Genomic DNA, 16609 nt, shown 5'->3' with positions numbered 1-16609 from the left:
CGGGCTTCATCGTCACGTCGGCGAGCTGTCACAGGTATGCAACAGCGACCTCGGTCGGCGAACCGGAAGGGGCCTCCCCGTGTTCTTCCCAGCCGTGACGTCAGACACAATGGCCTGCGTGCCCTACCTGCTGCTTATCGAGGATGACGAGTCCGTGCGAACCGGACTCGAACTCGCCCTGGGGCGCCAGGGCCATCGCGTGGTCACCGCGGCCACCGGTGAAGCCGGCCTGGAGCGGTGGCGCGAGCAGCGTCCCGACCTGATCGTGCTCGACGTGATGTTGCCGGGCATCGACGGCTTCGAGGTGTGCCGGCGGATCCGCCGCACCGACTCGCTGCCGATCATCCTGCTCACCGCGCGCAACGACGACATCGACGTGGTGGTCGGCCTGGAGTCCGGCGCCGACGACTACGTGGTCAAGCCGGTCCAGCCGCGCGTACTGGACGCCCGGATCCGCGCGGTGTTGCGCCGCGGCGAGCGCGAGGTGTCCGACGCGTCGGTGTTCGGCGACCTGGTGGTCGACCGCAACGCGATGACGGTGACCAAGGCCGGCGAGGAACTCCAGCTCACCCCGACCGAGTTGCGGCTCCTGGTCGAGCTGAGTCGGCGCCCCGGGCAGGCGTTGTCCCGGCAGCAGTTGTTGCGCCTGGTGTGGGAGCACGACTACCTCGGCGACTCGCGGTTGGTGGACGCGTGCGTCCAGCGGTTGCGGGCCAAGGTGGAGCAGACTCCGTCCGCACCGACGCTGATCCGCACTGTTCGAGGCGTCGGTTACCGCCTCGACCCGCCCCAGTGACGGCCCGGCCGCCGCTGGTACGCCGGATCGTCCGCCGGATCGCCCCGACCCTGAAGCTGCGCTCGTTGCGCTTTCGAGTGCTCGTCGCCTTCGCGCTGGTCGCGTTGATCTCCGCGGTCGCCGCGTCCGGGATCGCCTACTGGCTGACGCGTACCGCCGTTCTGGAGCGGGCGCAGGACTCGGTGCTCACCGAGTTCCGGGACAACCTCGGTCGGGTCTCCGCGAATCTGCCGGAGAAGCCGGATCAGGCCGACCTGGGACCCGCCGTCGATCAGATGCGGGAGAGCAGCTTCGGTTACGCGGTGGTCCTGGTCGGCGCCGACGGCCGCCCGGTCGCCTCCAACTCCACCCGGTTCCCGTTGGAGCGGGTGCCCACGAAGTTGCAGCGCATGGTGCAGACCGCCGACAACAACGGCGGCTTCCACATGTACTTCCAGCGCATCGACATCGAGGGGCAGCCCTACCTCGTCGGCGGTACCCGGGTGGTGCCCAACGGGCCCACCGGCTACATGTTCAAGTCGCTCAAGGACGAGCAGGCCGACCTCAACTCGCTGGCCCGCTACCTGATCGTGGGCACCTTGTTGGCGCTCGGCGCGGCGGCGGTGGTCGCGCTGTTCGCCGCGCGCCACATCCTGCGCCCGGTGCGCCGACTGGGCCACGCCGCACGCGAGTTGGGCGCGGGCCGGCTGGACACCCGGTTGGACGTGCGCGGCTCGGACGAGCTGGCCGACCTGTCCCGCACCTTCAACGACGCGGCGGAGAAGCTGGAGCGCAGCGTCGCCGAGCTGCGGGCGCTGGAATCCTCCTCGCGCCGGTTCGTCGCGGACGTCTCGCACGAGTTGCGCACCCCGCTGGCGGCGATGACCGCGGTCAGCGAGCTGCTGGAAGAGGAGGCGGACAGTCTCGGCGAGCAGGGCGCGCCCGCCGCGCGGCTGGTGGTCGCCGAGATCGAGCGGCTGGCCACGCTGGTCGAGGATCTGATGGAGGTGTCCCGTTTCGACGCGGGCACCGCGGCGCTGGTGGCCGACGAGGTGGACATCACCGACCTGGTCACCGCGTGCCTGGACGCGCGCGCCTGGATGGACGCGGTGGACCTGCGGGCACCCCGGGGCATCCTGGCCAGGGTGGACCCGCGCAGACTGGACGTCATGGTCTCCAATCTGGTCGGCAACGCGCTCCGGCACGGCGGCTCGCCGGTGACGGTCGAGATCCACCACGAGCCGCGGGCGACGGTGCCCGGAATACTCGCCGGGCCGGGCGAGGAGGACCTGGTGATCGAGGTCTCCGACACCGGTCCCGGCATCCCCGAGGACGTGCTGCCGCACGTGTTCGACCGCTTCTACAAGGCGGACAGCTCGCGGGCCCGCTCCGAGGGCAGCGGGCTGGGGCTGTCCATCGTGATGGAGAACGCGCGTATCCACGGCGGTACCGCGTTCGCCTCGAACATGCCCGGCGGCGGCGCCAAGTTCACCCTGCGCCTGCCGTTGGTGCCGCCCGAGCTCGAAGAGATAATCGACCCGGACGAGGGGGTCGAGGACGACGGCGTGCACGCCGACCTCGACGCGGAGAACGCCGAGTACGCCGACAACGTCGGGCCTGCCGAGCAGGTCGGGCCGGATCTCGGCGGCTTCGGCGGCATCCACTCCGGCAGGCACGACGAGCGAGGAGGCGGGCGTTGAGATCTCGTCGGCGGCTCCCGATCGCGGTGTTCGCGACGACGGGCGTGCTCGCCGCGCTCACGTCGTGCGGGATTCGACCGACCGAGGGACCGGTGGGCGCGGGCAAGCCGGCCAACCGGACGGCGCCGTCCGCGCAGAACCAGTTGCCCGGCTCGGAGCGGCACATCGTGTATCTGGTGAAGGACAACCGGCTGCAGGCGCTGCCCCGGGGCGGCCGGTTGTTGCTGCGGCCGAGCGAGGTGGTCCCGGACAAGGCGCGCACCGACCAGGTCAACCAGCTCCTGGAGGAGCTGCACCTGGGCCCCGACGACGCCGAGGCGCTGGAGGGGTACACCACCGCGCTGCCCGCCGGCGGGCTGACCGCGGCGGATCGACGCGAGGGCGACCCGCCCGCCCTGTTCCGGCTGGACGCGCCGCTGTCGGCGCTGGCCACGATCGCGCTCGGTCAGGTGGTCTGCACACTGCAGAGCGCGTCCGGCGGTGAAACGGTGCTGCTCGCCGGTCGGCGGACCGCGCCGGAGAGCTACCGGTGCGAGAGCTACCTCGACATCAGCCGCAAGAACGCGACCACGCCCACCCCGGCGAGCCGGACCCCCGGCTCGCCGTCGGCGTTCGAGAAGGACTGGCCGCAGGCTCGCCCCTCCGGGAAGTCCCTTAGTCCCCAGGGCGGATGACCGGCCGGACCCTGCGACGGATGTGCCCGGGTGCGGATCCGCCTACCTTCGAAGTACGACGTCGCCGTATCCGGTGCCGTCGCATCGAGGAGGCACCGCCATGACCATGAGCACCGCGATTCTCAGCCGCCCGCGACACGGCCGCCGGATCGCCGGCGTCTGCGCCGGGATCGCCCGCCGTTACGGCTGGTCCGTCACCACCGTCCGGCTGGTGTTCGTATTGTCCTGCCTGCTCCCGGGCCCGCAGTTCCTGCTGTACATCGCGCTGTGGATTCTGCTGCCCCAGGACTGAGCCGGGTGGGATGCGGCACGGCCCGACCCCGCCGGCGCCTATCATCCGATCAACGGATGGGTAGGCGGGTCGATCGAGTGGTCTCGCGGGACCGGAGGGTTCCGGGCCGAGCGCTCGGTCGGGGGGCGGGGACATGCAACCGGGAAGCACGCACAACAAGAACCTCATCGTCACCATGTCGGTGTTCGCCGGCGTGCTGGTGACCCTGGTCGGGCTGGTGCTGAGCGGCAACCTGGCGGTCGAGGCCGGACGCACCCAGGCGATGAACTCGAAGCAGTACAGCGACCGCGACATCGAGGACACCCGCGGCTTCTGGGATCAGGACCGGCAGGACCAGGCCAAACCCCGCGGCAACGAGTTCTCCCCCGGCCAGGAGCAGCCGCAACTGCCCGAGCAGGAGCCGCAGCGGCCCGACGCGGACTTCCGCCAACCGCCGACGATCCAGGCCCGCCGGGTGACCGCGCCGTACACCGAGCCCGACCTGGCGATTCGGGGCAAGATCTTCTTCCGGATGCCGGACGGGGTCGCCGAGTGCAGCGGCACGGTCGTGCACCACCCCGGCGGGAACATGGTGTGGACGGCGGGACACTGCCTGCACGGGGGCCGCAACGGAAACTTCTACGACCGGGTCACCTTCGTGCCGGGATACAACGGCGCGGGCCGTACGCCGGCGGAGCGCGAGCCGTACGGGCGCTGGCCGGCGCGGCGGATCACGGTGAGCAACCAGTGGGCGCAGAACGCCGATCCGGGCGGCAAGGACGCCAGCGCGTCACCGTACGACTACGGCGCCTTCATCGTCGACTCGCGTGCCGGTCGCACGCTGGAGGACACGGTGGGTGCGGGCGCGGACGTGTACTGGAACGCGCCTCGGCACCTGCGGGTGCAGTCGTACGGCTATCCCGGAGACACGCCCTACGACGGCACCACGCTGTACACGTGCTCGTCGCCGACCACGGACTTCCGGGAGGACGGCTGGCCGCAGCCGGACATGTTGTGGATGGGCTGCACGATGACCGGCGGCTCCTCCGGCGGGGGCTGGTTCGCCGAGGTGGACGGGCGAAGTTTCCTGGTCAGCAACGTCTCGCTCGGGGTGACCTCGCCGGCGTCGCGCACCATGACCGGGCCGTATCTGGGCGACGTGGCCAAGGAGATGTACGACTCGCTGTAGGACGTGTCGGCACTCCCCGTCCGAACCCGACGAAGCCGTGCCCTCGCGCGGGATCGACACGCGAGGACACGGCTCGTACGCGGCGGAGCCGAACGGTTCCGCGCCGCCGACCCGGCCCGGCGGCGGGAGCGGAACCCGATGCGGATGTCAGAGGGGCAGTTGGCCCAACTGCAGGCTCCCGAGCGGCGACGCGTCCAGCGGGGAGGACTGGCCGCCCGTCGTCAGCTTGTCGACGGGCAGGGTGTTGACCGGCGAGCCCAGCCCGCCCTTGGCCTGGCCGCCCTGCTCGGCCATCCCGGCCGCGCTCTGCTCCATGCTGTGGCCCATGGTGCGGGCCGCGTCCGCGGCCACATCGTCGAGCGGCGAGTGGCCCGGGGTGAGCAGCTTGTCGACGGGAAGCGTGTCGGTGACCTGGCCGAGCTGGAACGGCGCGGCGGCGTCCGGCAGAGCCGACTGGGCCGTCGAGGCGGCCGGGGCCAACCCGTCGACGAGGTCGGTCGCCGGCATCGCACTCGCGGAGCCCGCGGCTCCCGCTGCCAGAGCCGCACCGAGCCCGGCCGTGATGGCCGCCTTACGCGTTACCGATCGCATGTGCATCCTCGGGTTCTCGATTCGGGCGGGGCGAGATACACCCCGTAACGAAGTGAGACCGCAACGTAGCGAATCGGACGCGGAATGCGCAAAACGCCCCCTTCGGTCGGGCTCGACTCTTCGCCCGTGCCGAGAGGGGGTGTGGGGTGCGCCCGCGATCCGGATCGATCCACCTCGATCCGGATCGGGTGGGCGCGCCCGCGGAAGGTCAGTTCCGACCGAAAAGCCATTCCGACTTGAGCGCGGCGTAGCCGGGCTTGATCACCTCGTTGATCATCGCGAGGCGCTCGTCGAAGGGCAGGAAGGTGCTCTTCATCGCGTTCACGGTGAACCACTGGAGGTCGTCCAGGCCGTAGCCGAACGCCTCGACGAGGTGCTCGAACTCCCGCGTCATCGACGTGCCGCTCATCAAACGGTTGTCAGTGTTCACGGTCACCCGAAAATAGAGTCGGCGCAGTAGGCCGATCGGGTGATCGGCGTACGACGTGGCGGCGCCGGTCTGCAGGTTCGAGGTCGGGCACATCTCCAGCGGGATGCGCTTGTCGCGCACGTACGCCGCGAGCCGGCCCAGCTCGACACTGCCGTCGTCCTTGACGGTGATGTCGTCGATGATCCGCACGCCGTGGCCGAGGCGGTCCGCGCCGCACCACTGGAGCGCCTGCCAGATCGACGGCAGACCGAACGCCTCGCCGGCGTGGATGGTGAAGTGGTTGTTCTCCCGCTTGAGGTACTCGAACGCGTCGAGGTGCCGCGTGGGCGGGAAGCCCGCCTCGGCGCCGGCGATGTCGAAGCCGACCACGCCCAGGTCGCGGTGCCGGTTGGCGAGTTCGGCGATCTCCAGCGAGCGGGCCGCGTGCCGCATCGCGGTGAGCAGCGCGCCGACCTTGATCCGGTTGCCGGCTTCGGCCGCACGGCGCTCCCCTTCCCGGAAGCCCTCCTCGACCGCCTCGACCACCTGGTCCAGGGTCAGGCCGGCGGCCAGGTGCTGCTCGGGCGCGTAGCGGATCTCGGCGTAGACCACGCCGTCGGCGGCGAGGTCCTCGGCGCATTCGGCGGCGACCCGGAACAGGCCCTCGCGGGTCTGCATCACCGCCACGGTGTGGTCGAAGGTCTCCAGGTAGCGCTCCAGCGAGCCGGAGTCGGCGGCCTCGCGGAACCAGGTACCGAGCGCTTCGGGGTCGGTGGTGGGCAGCCGGTCGTAGCCGACCGCCGCGGCGAGTTCGATGATCGTGGTGGGACGCAGCCCACCGTCGAGGTGGTCGTGGAGCAGGACTTTGGGGGCACGCCGGATCTGCTCGACGGTGGGCGAGGCGGCGGGCGTGTTCGGGTGGCTGCTGTACATGAAAGGACTTTACCGCCTACGCGCGTAGATCATGTTGCTTTACCGGAGGTGGCTTCGCGGGTCGATTACCGGGGCGGGTCGGGGAGGCCCGCCGGGGTGGGGTGCAGGAGCCGGCCCTGGCGGCTGAGGGCGAATTCGCGGAAGAGGCGCACGGGGGCGGTTTCCGGGCGGCTGGGCATCCAGGCCAGGCCGATGGTGCGGAAGGCTCGGGGGGCGGTGACGGTGAGGTGCACGGTGCCCGGACGGGGGGTGTCGGGGGCGGGTAGGAGTGCGACGCCCAGGCCCGCCGCGACCAGGCCGCGCAGCGTTTCGGCCTCCTCGCCCTCGAACGCGATCTTGGGTACGTACCCCGCCTCGGCGAAGAGCGCGTCGGTGATGCGGCGCAGACCGTAGCCCGGCTCCATGCACACGAACACGTCTTCGGCCGCCTCGGCCAACCGCACCCGGCGGCGGCGCGCGAGCCGATGGTCGGCCGGCACCACCAGGTAGAGCTGCTGATCGTCGAGCGCGCGCACGGCCAGGTCCGGCGCGTCCGGCAGCGGCGCGGTCAGGCACAGGTCGAGTTCGCCGGCCCGCATGCGCTCCAGCATCGCCGAGGCGGACGCCTGCACGAGCTGGAAGCGGATGCCCGGGTGATGCACCCGAAAGGCGCGCAGCAGGCCGGGCACCGCTTCGGGGCCCATCGTGTGCAGGAACCCGAACGCGACCTTGCCACGCGCCGCGCCCACGTCCTCGATCACCTCGTCCAGGCCGCGCTCCAGCAGCGCGAGCGCCTGCTCCACGTGCGCGAGCAGGGTGTGGCCCTGCCGGGTGAGCGTGACGCCGCGCCCGGTGCGGGCCAGCAGCGGCACGCCCACGTCCGCCTCCAGTCGGGCCATCGTGCGGCTGAGCGTGGGCTGCGGAATGCCCAGCCGGGCCGCGGCCCGGGTGATGTGCTCCTCGCGGGCGACCGCCGCGAATTGGGTCAGGAGGGGGGCGATGGCCGCGGAAACCTCGGCTGATCTGCTGTCATGCACCATGGTATGAATTCTGTCCGAAACATGCATTGGACGCATGAAAGAGCGCGGTTTAGCTTGGTGCGCATGTCAGCCTCGAACAGCTCTTCGGATCCCGCCCCGGGTACCGACCCGATGCGACACCCTCGGGGTTCGCGCGCGTATCGACGGGTGAACCTGGCGCTGTTCGCGGCGGGCTGTTCGACCTTCGCGATGCTCTACGCGACCCAGACCCTGCTGCCGGAGTTGTCCGACGGCTTTCGTCTGGACCCGGCCACGGCCAGCCTCTCGGTCTCGATGACCACCGGTGCGCTGGCCCTGGCGGTGATCCCGGTGAGCATGTTGTCCGAGCGGTGGGGTCGCTCGCGGGTGATGACGATCTCCGTGTTCGGCGCCGCCCTGCTGGGCGTACTGGCCGCGTTCGCCCCGGACTTCGGCACCCTCGTGGCGCTGCGTACGGCGCAGGGCGTCGCGCTGGCCGGGTTGCCCGCGACCGCGATGGCCTACCTGGCCGAGGAGGTCGACGCGCCCTCGTTGGGCTCGGCGATGGGGCTGTACGTGGCGGGCAACAGCATCGGCGGCATGGGCGGCCGGGTGGTCACCGGACTGGCCTCGGATCTGGGCGGCTGGCGGGTCGCGCTCGTGGTGGTGGGGCTGCTCGCGTTCGGATCGGCGGTCGCCTTCCGGGTGTTGCTGCCGCCGTCGCGCAACTTCACCCCGTCGACCATGAGCGCCCGGCAACTCACCGGCGTGCTGCGCGCGCACCTCGCGGATCCGGTGCTGCGTCGGCTGTACCTGCTCGGCACGGTCTTCATGGCGGCGTTCGGCACCGTGTACAACTACCTCGGATACCGGCTGCTGGCCGAGCCGTTCGCGCTGCCGCGGACGGTGGTCGGGGCGATCTTCGTGGTCTACCTGGCGGGCACGTTCAGTTCGGCCGCCTCGGGTCGGCTGGTCGGCCGGATCGGGCATCGCGCGACGTTGTGGGCCGCCGCGGCGATCACCGCCGCGGGTGCGCTGCTGACCCTGCCGGACCACCTGGCGTCGGTCGTGGTCGGCCTGATCGTGCTCACGGCGGGCTTCTTCGCGGGCCACTCGGCGGCCAGTTCGGCGGTCGGCCTGCGGGTCACCGAGGGGCGGGCGCAGGCGTCCGCGCTGTATCTGGCCGCCTACTACGTCGGGGCGAGCGTCGGCGGGCCGGTCGGCGGCGTCGCCTTCCACGGGCAGGGTTGGGCCGGTGCGGTGGTCCTGGTGCTGGTGCTGATGGCGGCGGCGGGTTGGGTGGCGTTCGGGCTCACCGGTCGGGTGACCGGCACGCCGGCGCCCGCACCCGCCCGGCGGCGCGCCCGCACCCATGTGCGGTCGACCGCCTGAGCGCCGGCCGGGCCCGGGTCCCGGGCGGGCTCCGGGCCCGGCCCTTGGCATGCTGAGCCCATGGACGAACACCACGATCCGGCTCCCGGCCCACACCCGGGCGACCGCGACGACTTCGGCCGGGTGTTCCGCCCGCACACCGTGCGCGCGGGTTGCGCGACGCTCGGGTGCCTGTTCGTGGTCTTCGCCACGGCCGTGCTGATCAGTGCGCTGATCTGGCGGGCGCTGTACTGATCCGACGGGCCACCTGCCGCGCGGATCGCCGCCGCCGGACCGGGCACCTCAGTAGCCTCGGGCCGCCTTGCGCTCGGCGTCCGCGACCCTGGCCCGTTCGATCTCGTTGATGTGCGTCTCGGTCCACTCGCGCAGCGCACGGATCGGCTCGCCCAGACTGCGCCCGAGTCCGGTGAGTTCGTAGTCCACCCGAGGCGGGATGGTCGGGGTCACCGTGCGCGACACGAAGCCGTCGGTCTCCAGACTGCGCAGGGTCTGGGTGAGCATCTTCTGCGACACCCCCTCGATCCGACGGCTCAGATCGGTGTACCGCATCGCGCCGTCCCGCAGCGCGTCCACGATCAGCACCGTCCACTTGCCGGCGATGTGGTCCAGGACCTGACGCGTCGCGCACTTGGCGCTGTAGACGTCGGCGGGAAGGCCGACCGATTCGACGATGGTCACCATGTCAGGAGAGTAGCGCACCAAATGGTGCCTACTTCCTGATGGAGAGCGACTCTCCGAGAATTGCGGTCATGAGCAACCACACCCCGCACCGCACCCTCTCGGTCGCCGAGGCCATCCGCACCCGACGCACCGTCCGGCACTACCGCCCCGACCCGGTCCCGGACCACCTGCTGCGCGCGCTGCTCGAACTGGCCGTGGAGGCACCCACGAGTTGGAACCTCCAGGACCGCTCGATCGTGGTGGTCACCGACGAGGTCGGCAAGGCGGGACTGATCGCGGCCACCGGCGGCCAGCCGCAGGCCGTGCAGGCCCCGGTCCTGCTCGTGTTCGTCGCCGAGCCGCAGGCGTGGCGCGAGGAGCACGCCGACGTCCACGAACAGGCTCGGCACAACGGCGCGTGGAACGAGGCGTTCATCCGGATGTTCTCGGCCGCCTCCGCGCAGTTCCAGCAGGACCTGGCCGAGCGCGGGATGTTGCGCGAGTACGCGGTCAAGGACGCGATGATCGCGGCCGGCCACGTCCTGCTCGCCGCGACCGAACTGGGCCTGGCCACATCGCCGATGAACGGCTGGCACGAGCAGTCGGTCAAGGACACGATCGGGATCGGCGACCGGGACGACCTGGCGATCGCGCTGATCGTCTCGGTCGGCTACGCCGCCGAGGAGCGCCGGCACCCGGGCCGCCGGCCGCTCGATCGCAACGTCTTCCGCGGCCGCTACGGCCGGCCGTGATCCGGGCGGCTACGCCGCGGCGATACGAGGTGTGGCGCTCCACGCAGGACCTCGAACAGCACATGCGGACCCCGCACATGCGCGAGTTCGTGTCGACCTTCTTCGAACACCGGATGGACTGGCTCGAACACGACCTGGACGCCCACACCGGCACCATGTTCAGCCCGTACCCCGCGGCATAGGCCCTGCGTCGAGCGGCCCGATCACGCGGCCGGGCCCTCGGCTCCGGTGGGAGTCGAGGGCCCGGCCGGGTGGTTCGGGTCGTCAGGCGGTCGGGCCGATGCGGTCGATCAGGATCGGGGTGGGCTCGAAGAGGGTGCCGGCCGGGGCGATGGTGACCGAGTCGGCCAGGATCTCGCGCGCGTAGTCGAACCGCTCCGGGGTGTCGGTGTGCAGGGTCATCAGCGGCTGACCGGCGACGACCGTGTCGCCCGGCTTGGCGTGCAGTTCGACGCCCGCGCCGGCCTGGACCTGCTCCTCCTTGCGGGCCCGGCCCGCGCCCAGGCGCCAGGCCGAGACGCCGACCTCGTACGCGTCCAACCGGGTCAGCACGCCGGTGGAGGTCGCGGTGACCACCTCGGTCTCGCGCGCCACCGGCAACTTGGCGTCCGGGTCGCCGCCCTGGGCCCGGATCATCCGACGCCACACGTCCATCGCGGAGCCGTCGCGCAGCGCGTCCGCCGGGTCGATCCGGGTCCGGCCGGCCGCCGCGAGCATCTCGCGCGCGAGGGCGACGGTCAGCTCGATCACGTCCGCCGGGCCGCCGCCCGCGAGCACCTCGACCGACTCGCGGACCTCCAGCGCGTTGCCCGCGGTCAGCCCCAGCGGCGTGGACATGTCGGTCAGCAGCGCGACCGTCCCGACCCCGTGGTCCACGCCCAACCGGACCATGGTGCGGGCCAGTTCGCGCGCGTCGGCCAGGTCCTTCATGAAGGCGCCGGAGCCGACCTTGACGTCGAGCACCAGGGCGCCGGTGCCCTCGGCGATCTTCTTGCTCATGATCGAGCTGGCGATCAACGGGATCGCCTCGACCGTGCCGGTCACATCGCGCAACGCGTACAACTTCTTGTCCGCCGGCGCGAGGCCGTCGCCGGCCGCGCAGATCACCGCGCCGACGTCCTCCAGCACGCGCATCATCGCGTCGTTGGACAACGCCGCCCGCCACCCGGGTATGGCCTCCAGCTTGTCCAGCGTGCCGCCGGTGTGCCCCAGGCCGCGGCCGGACAACTGCGGGACGGCCACGCCGCACGCGGCGACCAGCGGCGCGAGCGGCAGGGTGATCTTGTCGCCGACGCCACCGGTGGAGTGCTTGTCCGCGGTCGGCCGGGACAGCGCCGAGAAGTCCATCCGCTCGCCCGACGCGATCATCGCGTCGGTCCAACGGTTGATCTCGGTCGCGTTCATCCCGTTGAGCAGGATGGCCATCGCGAGCGCGGACATCTGCTCGTCCGCGACATCGCCGCGCGTGTACGCGTCGACCACCCAATCGATCTGAGCCGCCGTCAGTTCACCGCGGTCCCGCTTCGTACGGATGACCGAAATCGCGTCCATGCTGTCCGTTCTCTCTCGGCCGCCGAAGCGACCCGTTCAGGTCACGAGCAATTGCTCAGCGAAGGTCGTCGGGCCCGAAGGCATCCGGCAGGATCTCCCGCAACGGCCGTACCCCGTGCTTGGTTTCCAGCAACATCTCGGCGCCGCCGTGCTCCCACAGGAGTTGCCGGCAGCGCCCACACGGCATCAGGACCGCGCCCTCGCCGTTCACGCAGCAAAACGCCACGAGCCGGCCGCCTCCGCTCGCGTGCAGCGCGGACACCAGACCGCACTCCGCGCACAACGTGAGCCCGTACGACGCGTTCTCCACATTGCACCCGGACACGATCCGGCCGTCGTCCACCAGCGCCGAGGCGCCGACCGGATACTTCGAGTAGGGCGCGTACGCACCGCGCATCGCCGTGGTCGCCGCGTCCCGCAGCGCGAGCCAATCGATTTCCGGCACGCCCGTCAGCCCTTCGTATAGGGCTTGTTGGCCGCGGCCGGGGCGCGCACCTTGCCGACCAGACCGGCCACCGCGAAGATCGTCACGACGTACGGCATCATCTGCAGGAACTGGCTCGGGATCGAGGTGTTCAGCGGCTGCAGCGACGTGGCCAGCGCACTGGTGAAGCCGAACAGCAGCGCCGCGGCCACCGCGCCCAGCGGACGCCAGCGGCCGAAGATGACCGCCGCGAGCGCGATGTAGCCCGCGCCCGAGGTCATGTCCTTGGAGAAGGTGCCCACCGTGCCGATGGTCAGGAACGCGCCGCCGATGCCCGCGATCGCGCCCGCCATCACCACGTTGCGGTACCGGGTCGCGTTGACCTTGATGCCGACCGTGTCCGCCGCCGTCGGGTGCTCGCCCACGGCACGGGCCCGCAGGCCCCAGCGGGTGTGGAACAGGCCCAGGTGCACGATCACGATCAGCGCGTACATCAGGTAGACGATGATGTTCACGTCGAACAACACCGGGCCGATCACCGGGATGTCCGCGAAGCCGGGGATCCGGATGTTCTCGAACACGCCCGGGTTGTTGTAGCCCTCGGGGTCCTTCTGCAGGAGCTGTGTGTACAGGAAGCCGGTGATGCCGGTGACCAGCAGGTTGATCACCACACCCAGGACGACCTGTTCGACCAGGTAGCGCACCGCGAACACGGCGAGCAGCGCACCGATCAGCGCACCCGCGACCGCACCCGCGGCCAGCCCGGCCCACAACGACCCGGTGATCGAGCCGGTGAGCGCGGCGGCGAACGCGCCGAACAGGAACTGACCGTCGATGGCGATGTTGACCACGCCCGAGCGCTCGCCGATCACGCCCGCGAGCGCACCGAGCACGAGCGGCACGGCGGCCAGCACGGTGTTCTGCAACGCGCCCGCGAAGGACATCTGCTTGCCCGCGACCGCCCACACCAGGAACGCGATCACGAACGCGATCAGGAACAGCGCGATGCTCAGCCGGATCGCCAGGCGCGACCGGTCCAGCGCGATCCGCAGCCCACCCGCGAGCATGCACACCACGGACATCGCGATCGCGACGGCCCGCGCGGGCAGCGACAGGTCGCCGACCTCGGTGGTGTCCCGGTTGGGCACGTTCATCCCGAAGACCGCGTCGACGCCGCTGTCGGTACCGAACCCGAACGCCCACAGCGCGTACAGCCCGACCAGGACGAAGCCGATGCCCGTGATCAGGGCCTTCTTGCGGGCCGCGGCCCGCACCACGTCGGCGGCCTTGCCGGTGGGGTCCACCGGAGCCTCCACATCGGGGGCGATCACGGTGTCCGCCACCTGCGTGCCTCCTTCAGGGTTCCGCTCGCTCATGCCTGGACCCCCACGGTCTCCTTGGCGGCCAACGGCCCGCCCTCGGCACCCTTGCGGGCGCCGCGCAGCCGGAAGATCGAGCGCACCAGCGGCGGCGCCGCGACGAACAGCACGATCACGGCCTGGATGACGATGACGATGTCGACGGACACGTTCGCGGACGCCTGCATCACCGAACCGCCCGCGCGCAGCGCGCCGAACAGCAGTGCGGCCAGCACGGTGCCCAGCGGCTTGGTCCGGCCGAGCAGTGCCACGGTGATCGCGTCGAAGCCGATGCCGGCGTCGATGCTGGGGGTCAGCGTGTGCGCCGGGTTGGTCGAGCTCATCACCTGCGAGACACCGGCCAGACCGGCCATCGCACCGGCGATCACCATGGCCAGGATCTGCGCCCGGGCCACGCTCATGCCCGCGGTGCGGGCCGCGGCCGGGTTGGAACCCACCGCGCGCAGTTCGAAGCCGAGCGTGGAGCGGTTGAGCAGCCACCAGTAGATCCCGGCCGCGACCAGCGCCAGGATGATGCCGAAGTGGATCCGCAGGTCGTCGCCGAACAGGTTGGGCAACACCGCGTTCTCGTGCGCGTCCTTGCCGATCGGCTGCGCCTGGCCGCCGCGACGGAAGGTGTCGGTGGTCAGCAGCCAGCCGAGCATCAGCACCGCGATGTGGTTGAGCATGATCGTCACGATCACCTCGTGCGCGCCGTAGCGAGCCTTGAGGAAACCGGCGATGCCCGCGTAGAGACCGCCGCCGATCAGGCCGGCCAGGATCACGAACACCAGGTGGATCACCGGCGGCAGATCGACGACGAACCCTATCCACGACGCGAAGACCGCGCCGGCGATGATCTGGCCCTGCGCACCGATGTTGAACAGCCCGGTGCGGAACGCGATCGAGACCGCGAGACCGCCGAAGATCAGCGGCGTGGCCTGCGTGATGGTCTCCGAGATCGGTCGGAAGATGTCCTCGATCGAACCCTCGGAGAAGGTGTCCGGGTTCACGATCGAACCCTTGAACATCGCCGTGTAGGCGTCCGAGACCAGCGTCCACGAGCTGGAGAGCGCCTCGCCCGGAGCGGCGAAGAAGTACTTGTACTCGTCGAGCACGTCCTGGTCCGCGAGGATCATCAGGATGCCGCCGACCACCAGCGCGAGCACGATCGCCAGGAAGGTCACCACGGCCGAGTTGCCGGTGATGATCGCGTCGAGCATGGCTCGACCGAGCGAGGGCTTGGCCGGCGCCGAGGCGCTCGCCCCGGCCGGTTCGGCCGCCTTGGTCAGGGCCGGCTTCGCCTCGCTCGGCTCACCGGGCGTGCTCTTGTCGTCCTCGGTCACGCTGGGTCCTCCTCCCCCGGGGTTTCGTCGCTCTCGATGGTCGCGGTCTCGGCCGCGTCCGCTTCGGCGGCCGGTGCCGCCTCGGTCGGGTCCTTGCTCGGGATCACACCGGCCATCAGCAGACCCAGGTCGCCTCGGGACGTGGTGGGCGGCACGATGTCCACGATCCGACCCCGGTACATCACCGCGATCCGGTCGGCCAGCGCCACCACCTCGTCCAACTCGGTGGAGACGATGATCACCGGGGTGCCGACGTCGCGCTCGGCCACGATCCGCTTGTGGATGAACTCCATCGCGCCCACGTCCACCCCTCGGGTGGGCTGCGAGGCGATGAACAGCCGCAGCGGGCGCGAGAGTTCGCGCGCCACGACGACCTTTTGCTGATTGCCGCCGGACAGCGTGCCGGCCGGCGACTCGATGGTCTGCGTGCGGATGTCGAATTCCTCGACCCGCTGCCGCGCGTTGTCGCGCACCGCGCCGGGATCGATCGATCCGCGCCGACCGAACGGCGCCTGGGTGACCAGGTCCAGGACCAGGTTCTCGGCCACCGTGAAATCGCCCACGATGCCGTCGTGCTGACGGTCCTCGGGCACGAAGCCGACGCCGGAGTTGAGGATCTGCCGCGGCGTCCGACCCGCGAGGTCCTGCCCGTCCAGGCTGATCCGCCCGGCTGCGGGCGCGCGCAGGCCCAGGATGGCCTGGGTCAGCTCGCTCTGGCCGTTGCCGTCCACGCCCGCGATGCCCAGGATCTCGCCCTCGCGCAGGCGCAGGTCGACCCGGTCCACCACGGCCTGGCCGTTGCCGTCGAGCACGGTCAGGTCCTCGATCGCCAACCGGACCTCGCCCGGCTGCGCCTCGTTCTTGTCGACCACCAGCTTGACCGGCCGGCCGACCATCAGCGAAGCGAGTTCCTTCTCCGAGGAGGCCGGATCGGCGGTGCCGACCACCTTGCCGCGCCGGATCACGGTGATCCGGTCGGCGACGGCCTTGACCTCTTTGAGCTTGTGCGTGATGAACACGATGGAGTGGCCGGAGGCGCGCAGCGCGCGCATCACCCGGAACAGTTCCTCGGTCTCCTGCGGCGTGAGCACCGCGGTGGGCTCGTCCAGGATCAGCACCTTGGCGTTGCGCACCAGGGCCTTGAGGATCTCCACCCGCTGTTGCAGACCGACGGGGAGGTCCTCGACCAACATGTCCGGGTCGACCTTGAGGCCGTACTCGTCGACGAGGTCGAGCACCTTCTTGCGGGCCCGACGGCGGTCCAGCCAGCCCAGCGGCCTGGTCTCCTCGTGGCCGAGCATGACGTTCTCGGCGACGGTGAAGACCGGGACCAGCATGAAGTGTTGGTGGACCATGCCGATGCCCGCGTCGATCGCGTCACCGGCGGTCCGGAACTTGCGGGGGGTGCCGTCGACGACGATCTCGCCCTCGGTGGGCTCGTAGAGCCCGTAGAGCACGTTCATCAGCGTCGACTTGCCGGCACCGTTCTCACCGAGAAGGCAGTGGATCTCCCCCGGCTCGACGGTCAGGTCGATGTGGTCGTTGGCGACCAGCGACCCGAACCGTTTCGTGATTCCGCGCAGTTCGAGCTTCAACGCGGAGACCTC

At 70.8% G+C, this 16609-nt stretch carries 17 protein-coding genes; 8 read left to right on the top strand and 9 right to left on the bottom strand.

What is annotated here, in order from left to right; genetic code table 11:
• The first annotated feature begins 118 nt into the window (after nucleotides 1–118).
• From ABZ374_RS08300 to ABZ374_RS08280, 5 genes are all read left to right on the top strand, one after another.
• Complete coding sequence (locus ABZ374_RS08300) at nucleotides 119–796, top strand: response regulator transcription factor (RefSeq protein WP_174861367.1); 678 nt, start codon at nucleotides 119–121, stop codon at nucleotides 794–796.
• Nucleotides 793–2475 carry a HAMP domain-containing sensor histidine kinase gene (locus ABZ374_RS08295; protein ID WP_360308054.1) on the top strand — a complete coding sequence of 561 codons (1683 nt, stop codon included), beginning with the start codon at nucleotides 793–795 and terminating at the stop codon, nucleotides 2473–2475. Before ABZ374_RS08300 ends, ABZ374_RS08295 begins: the two co-directional genes overlap by 4 nt.
• Nucleotides 2472–3149, top strand: a complete 678-nt coding sequence (locus ABZ374_RS08290) for a hypothetical protein (protein ID WP_360308051.1) — start codon at nucleotides 2472–2474, stop codon at nucleotides 3147–3149. The genes ABZ374_RS08295 and ABZ374_RS08290 overlap by 4 nt, the downstream gene beginning before the upstream one ends.
• 100 nt (nucleotides 3150–3249) lie before the next feature.
• The gene (locus tag ABZ374_RS08285) at nucleotides 3250–3441 is read left to right on the top strand and encodes a PspC domain-containing protein (RefSeq protein ID WP_360308048.1); all 192 of its coding nucleotides are present in this window, start codon (nucleotides 3250–3252) and stop codon (nucleotides 3439–3441) included.
• A 133-nt stretch (nucleotides 3442–3574) separates the two neighbouring features.
• The gene (locus tag ABZ374_RS08280) at nucleotides 3575–4609 is read left to right on the top strand and encodes a hypothetical protein (protein ID WP_360308045.1); all 1035 of its coding nucleotides are present in this window, start codon (nucleotides 3575–3577) and stop codon (nucleotides 4607–4609) included.
• A gap of 147 nt (nucleotides 4610–4756) precedes the next feature.
• On the opposite strand, the gene ABZ374_RS08275 is transcribed toward ABZ374_RS08280, so the two are convergent.
• From ABZ374_RS08275 to ABZ374_RS08265, 3 genes are all read right to left on the bottom strand, one after another.
• Nucleotides 4757–5200: a hypothetical protein gene (locus tag ABZ374_RS08275; protein WP_360308042.1), complete on the bottom strand. Its 444-nt coding sequence runs from the start codon at nucleotides 5198–5200 to the stop codon at nucleotides 4757–4759.
• Nucleotides 5201–5408: 208 nt separating this feature from the next.
• Nucleotides 5409–6542, bottom strand: coding sequence for an adenosine deaminase (locus ABZ374_RS08270; RefSeq protein ID WP_360308039.1), 1134 nt, complete (start codon nucleotides 6540–6542; stop codon nucleotides 5409–5411).
• Between the two features lie 65 nt (nucleotides 6543–6607).
• A complete protein-coding gene (locus tag ABZ374_RS08265; RefSeq protein ID WP_360308036.1) occupies nucleotides 6608–7561 on the bottom strand; it encodes a LysR substrate-binding domain-containing protein in 954 nt (317 codons plus the stop codon).
• A 63-nt stretch (nucleotides 7562–7624) separates the two neighbouring features.
• Here ABZ374_RS08265 and ABZ374_RS08260 point away from each other — a divergent pair, with 63 nt between their 5' ends.
• Both ABZ374_RS08260 and ABZ374_RS08255 read left to right on the top strand, forming a co-directional pair.
• On the top strand, nucleotides 7625–8911 hold the full coding sequence (locus ABZ374_RS08260) for an MFS transporter (protein WP_360308033.1): 1287 nt from the start codon (nucleotides 7625–7627) through the stop codon (nucleotides 8909–8911).
• A 60-nt stretch (nucleotides 8912–8971) separates the two neighbouring features.
• Nucleotides 8972–9145, top strand: coding sequence for a hypothetical protein (locus ABZ374_RS08255; protein ID WP_360308030.1), 174 nt, complete (start codon nucleotides 8972–8974; stop codon nucleotides 9143–9145).
• A gap of 48 nt (nucleotides 9146–9193) precedes the next feature.
• On the opposite strand, the gene ABZ374_RS08250 is transcribed toward ABZ374_RS08255, so the two are convergent.
• Nucleotides 9194–9592 (bottom strand): helix-turn-helix domain-containing protein, encoded by a 399-nt coding sequence (locus ABZ374_RS08250; RefSeq protein ID WP_360308027.1) that lies wholly within the window; start codon nucleotides 9590–9592, stop codon nucleotides 9194–9196.
• 68 nt (nucleotides 9593–9660) lie between these two features.
• Here ABZ374_RS08250 and ABZ374_RS08245 point away from each other — a divergent pair, with 68 nt between their 5' ends.
• Nucleotides 9661–10323, top strand: a complete 663-nt coding sequence (locus ABZ374_RS08245; RefSeq protein ID WP_360308024.1) for a nitroreductase family protein — start codon at nucleotides 9661–9663, stop codon at nucleotides 10321–10323.
• Between the two features lie 264 nt (nucleotides 10324–10587).
• Here ABZ374_RS08245 and ABZ374_RS08240 read toward each other — a convergent pair whose 3' ends face one another.
• From ABZ374_RS08240 to ABZ374_RS08220, 5 genes are read right to left on the bottom strand one after another with little or no spacing between them, the layout of a single operon-like run.
• Complete coding sequence (locus tag ABZ374_RS08240) at nucleotides 10588–11874, bottom strand: thymidine phosphorylase (protein ID WP_360308021.1); 1287 nt, start codon at nucleotides 11872–11874, stop codon at nucleotides 10588–10590.
• A 55-nt stretch (nucleotides 11875–11929) separates the two neighbouring features.
• Nucleotides 11930–12319, bottom strand: a complete 390-nt coding sequence (locus ABZ374_RS08235) for a cytidine deaminase (RefSeq protein ID WP_360308018.1) — start codon at nucleotides 12317–12319, stop codon at nucleotides 11930–11932.
• A 5-nt stretch (nucleotides 12320–12324) separates the two neighbouring features.
• Complete coding sequence (locus ABZ374_RS08230; RefSeq protein ID WP_360308015.1) at nucleotides 12325–13641, bottom strand: ABC transporter permease; 1317 nt, start codon at nucleotides 13639–13641, stop codon at nucleotides 12325–12327.
• A 29-nt stretch (nucleotides 13642–13670) separates the two neighbouring features.
• Nucleotides 13671–15002, bottom strand: a complete 1332-nt coding sequence (locus ABZ374_RS08225; RefSeq protein ID WP_360308012.1) for an ABC transporter permease — start codon at nucleotides 15000–15002, stop codon at nucleotides 13671–13673.
• Nucleotides 14999–16597: an ABC transporter ATP-binding protein gene (locus tag ABZ374_RS08220; protein WP_360308009.1), complete on the bottom strand. Its 1599-nt coding sequence runs from the start codon at nucleotides 16595–16597 to the stop codon at nucleotides 14999–15001. Before ABZ374_RS08220 ends, ABZ374_RS08225 begins: the two co-directional genes overlap by 4 nt.
• Nucleotides 16598–16609: the final 12 nt, after the last annotated feature.

Origin of the sequence: Embleya sp. NPDC005971, from assembly GCF_040629175.1 — a bacterium.
Lineage (GTDB): Bacteria > Actinomycetota > Actinomycetes > Streptomycetales > Streptomycetaceae > Embleya.
The sequence above is the reverse complement of the archived record's forward strand: the minus strand, read 5'-3'. Positions and strand labels throughout refer to the sequence as shown.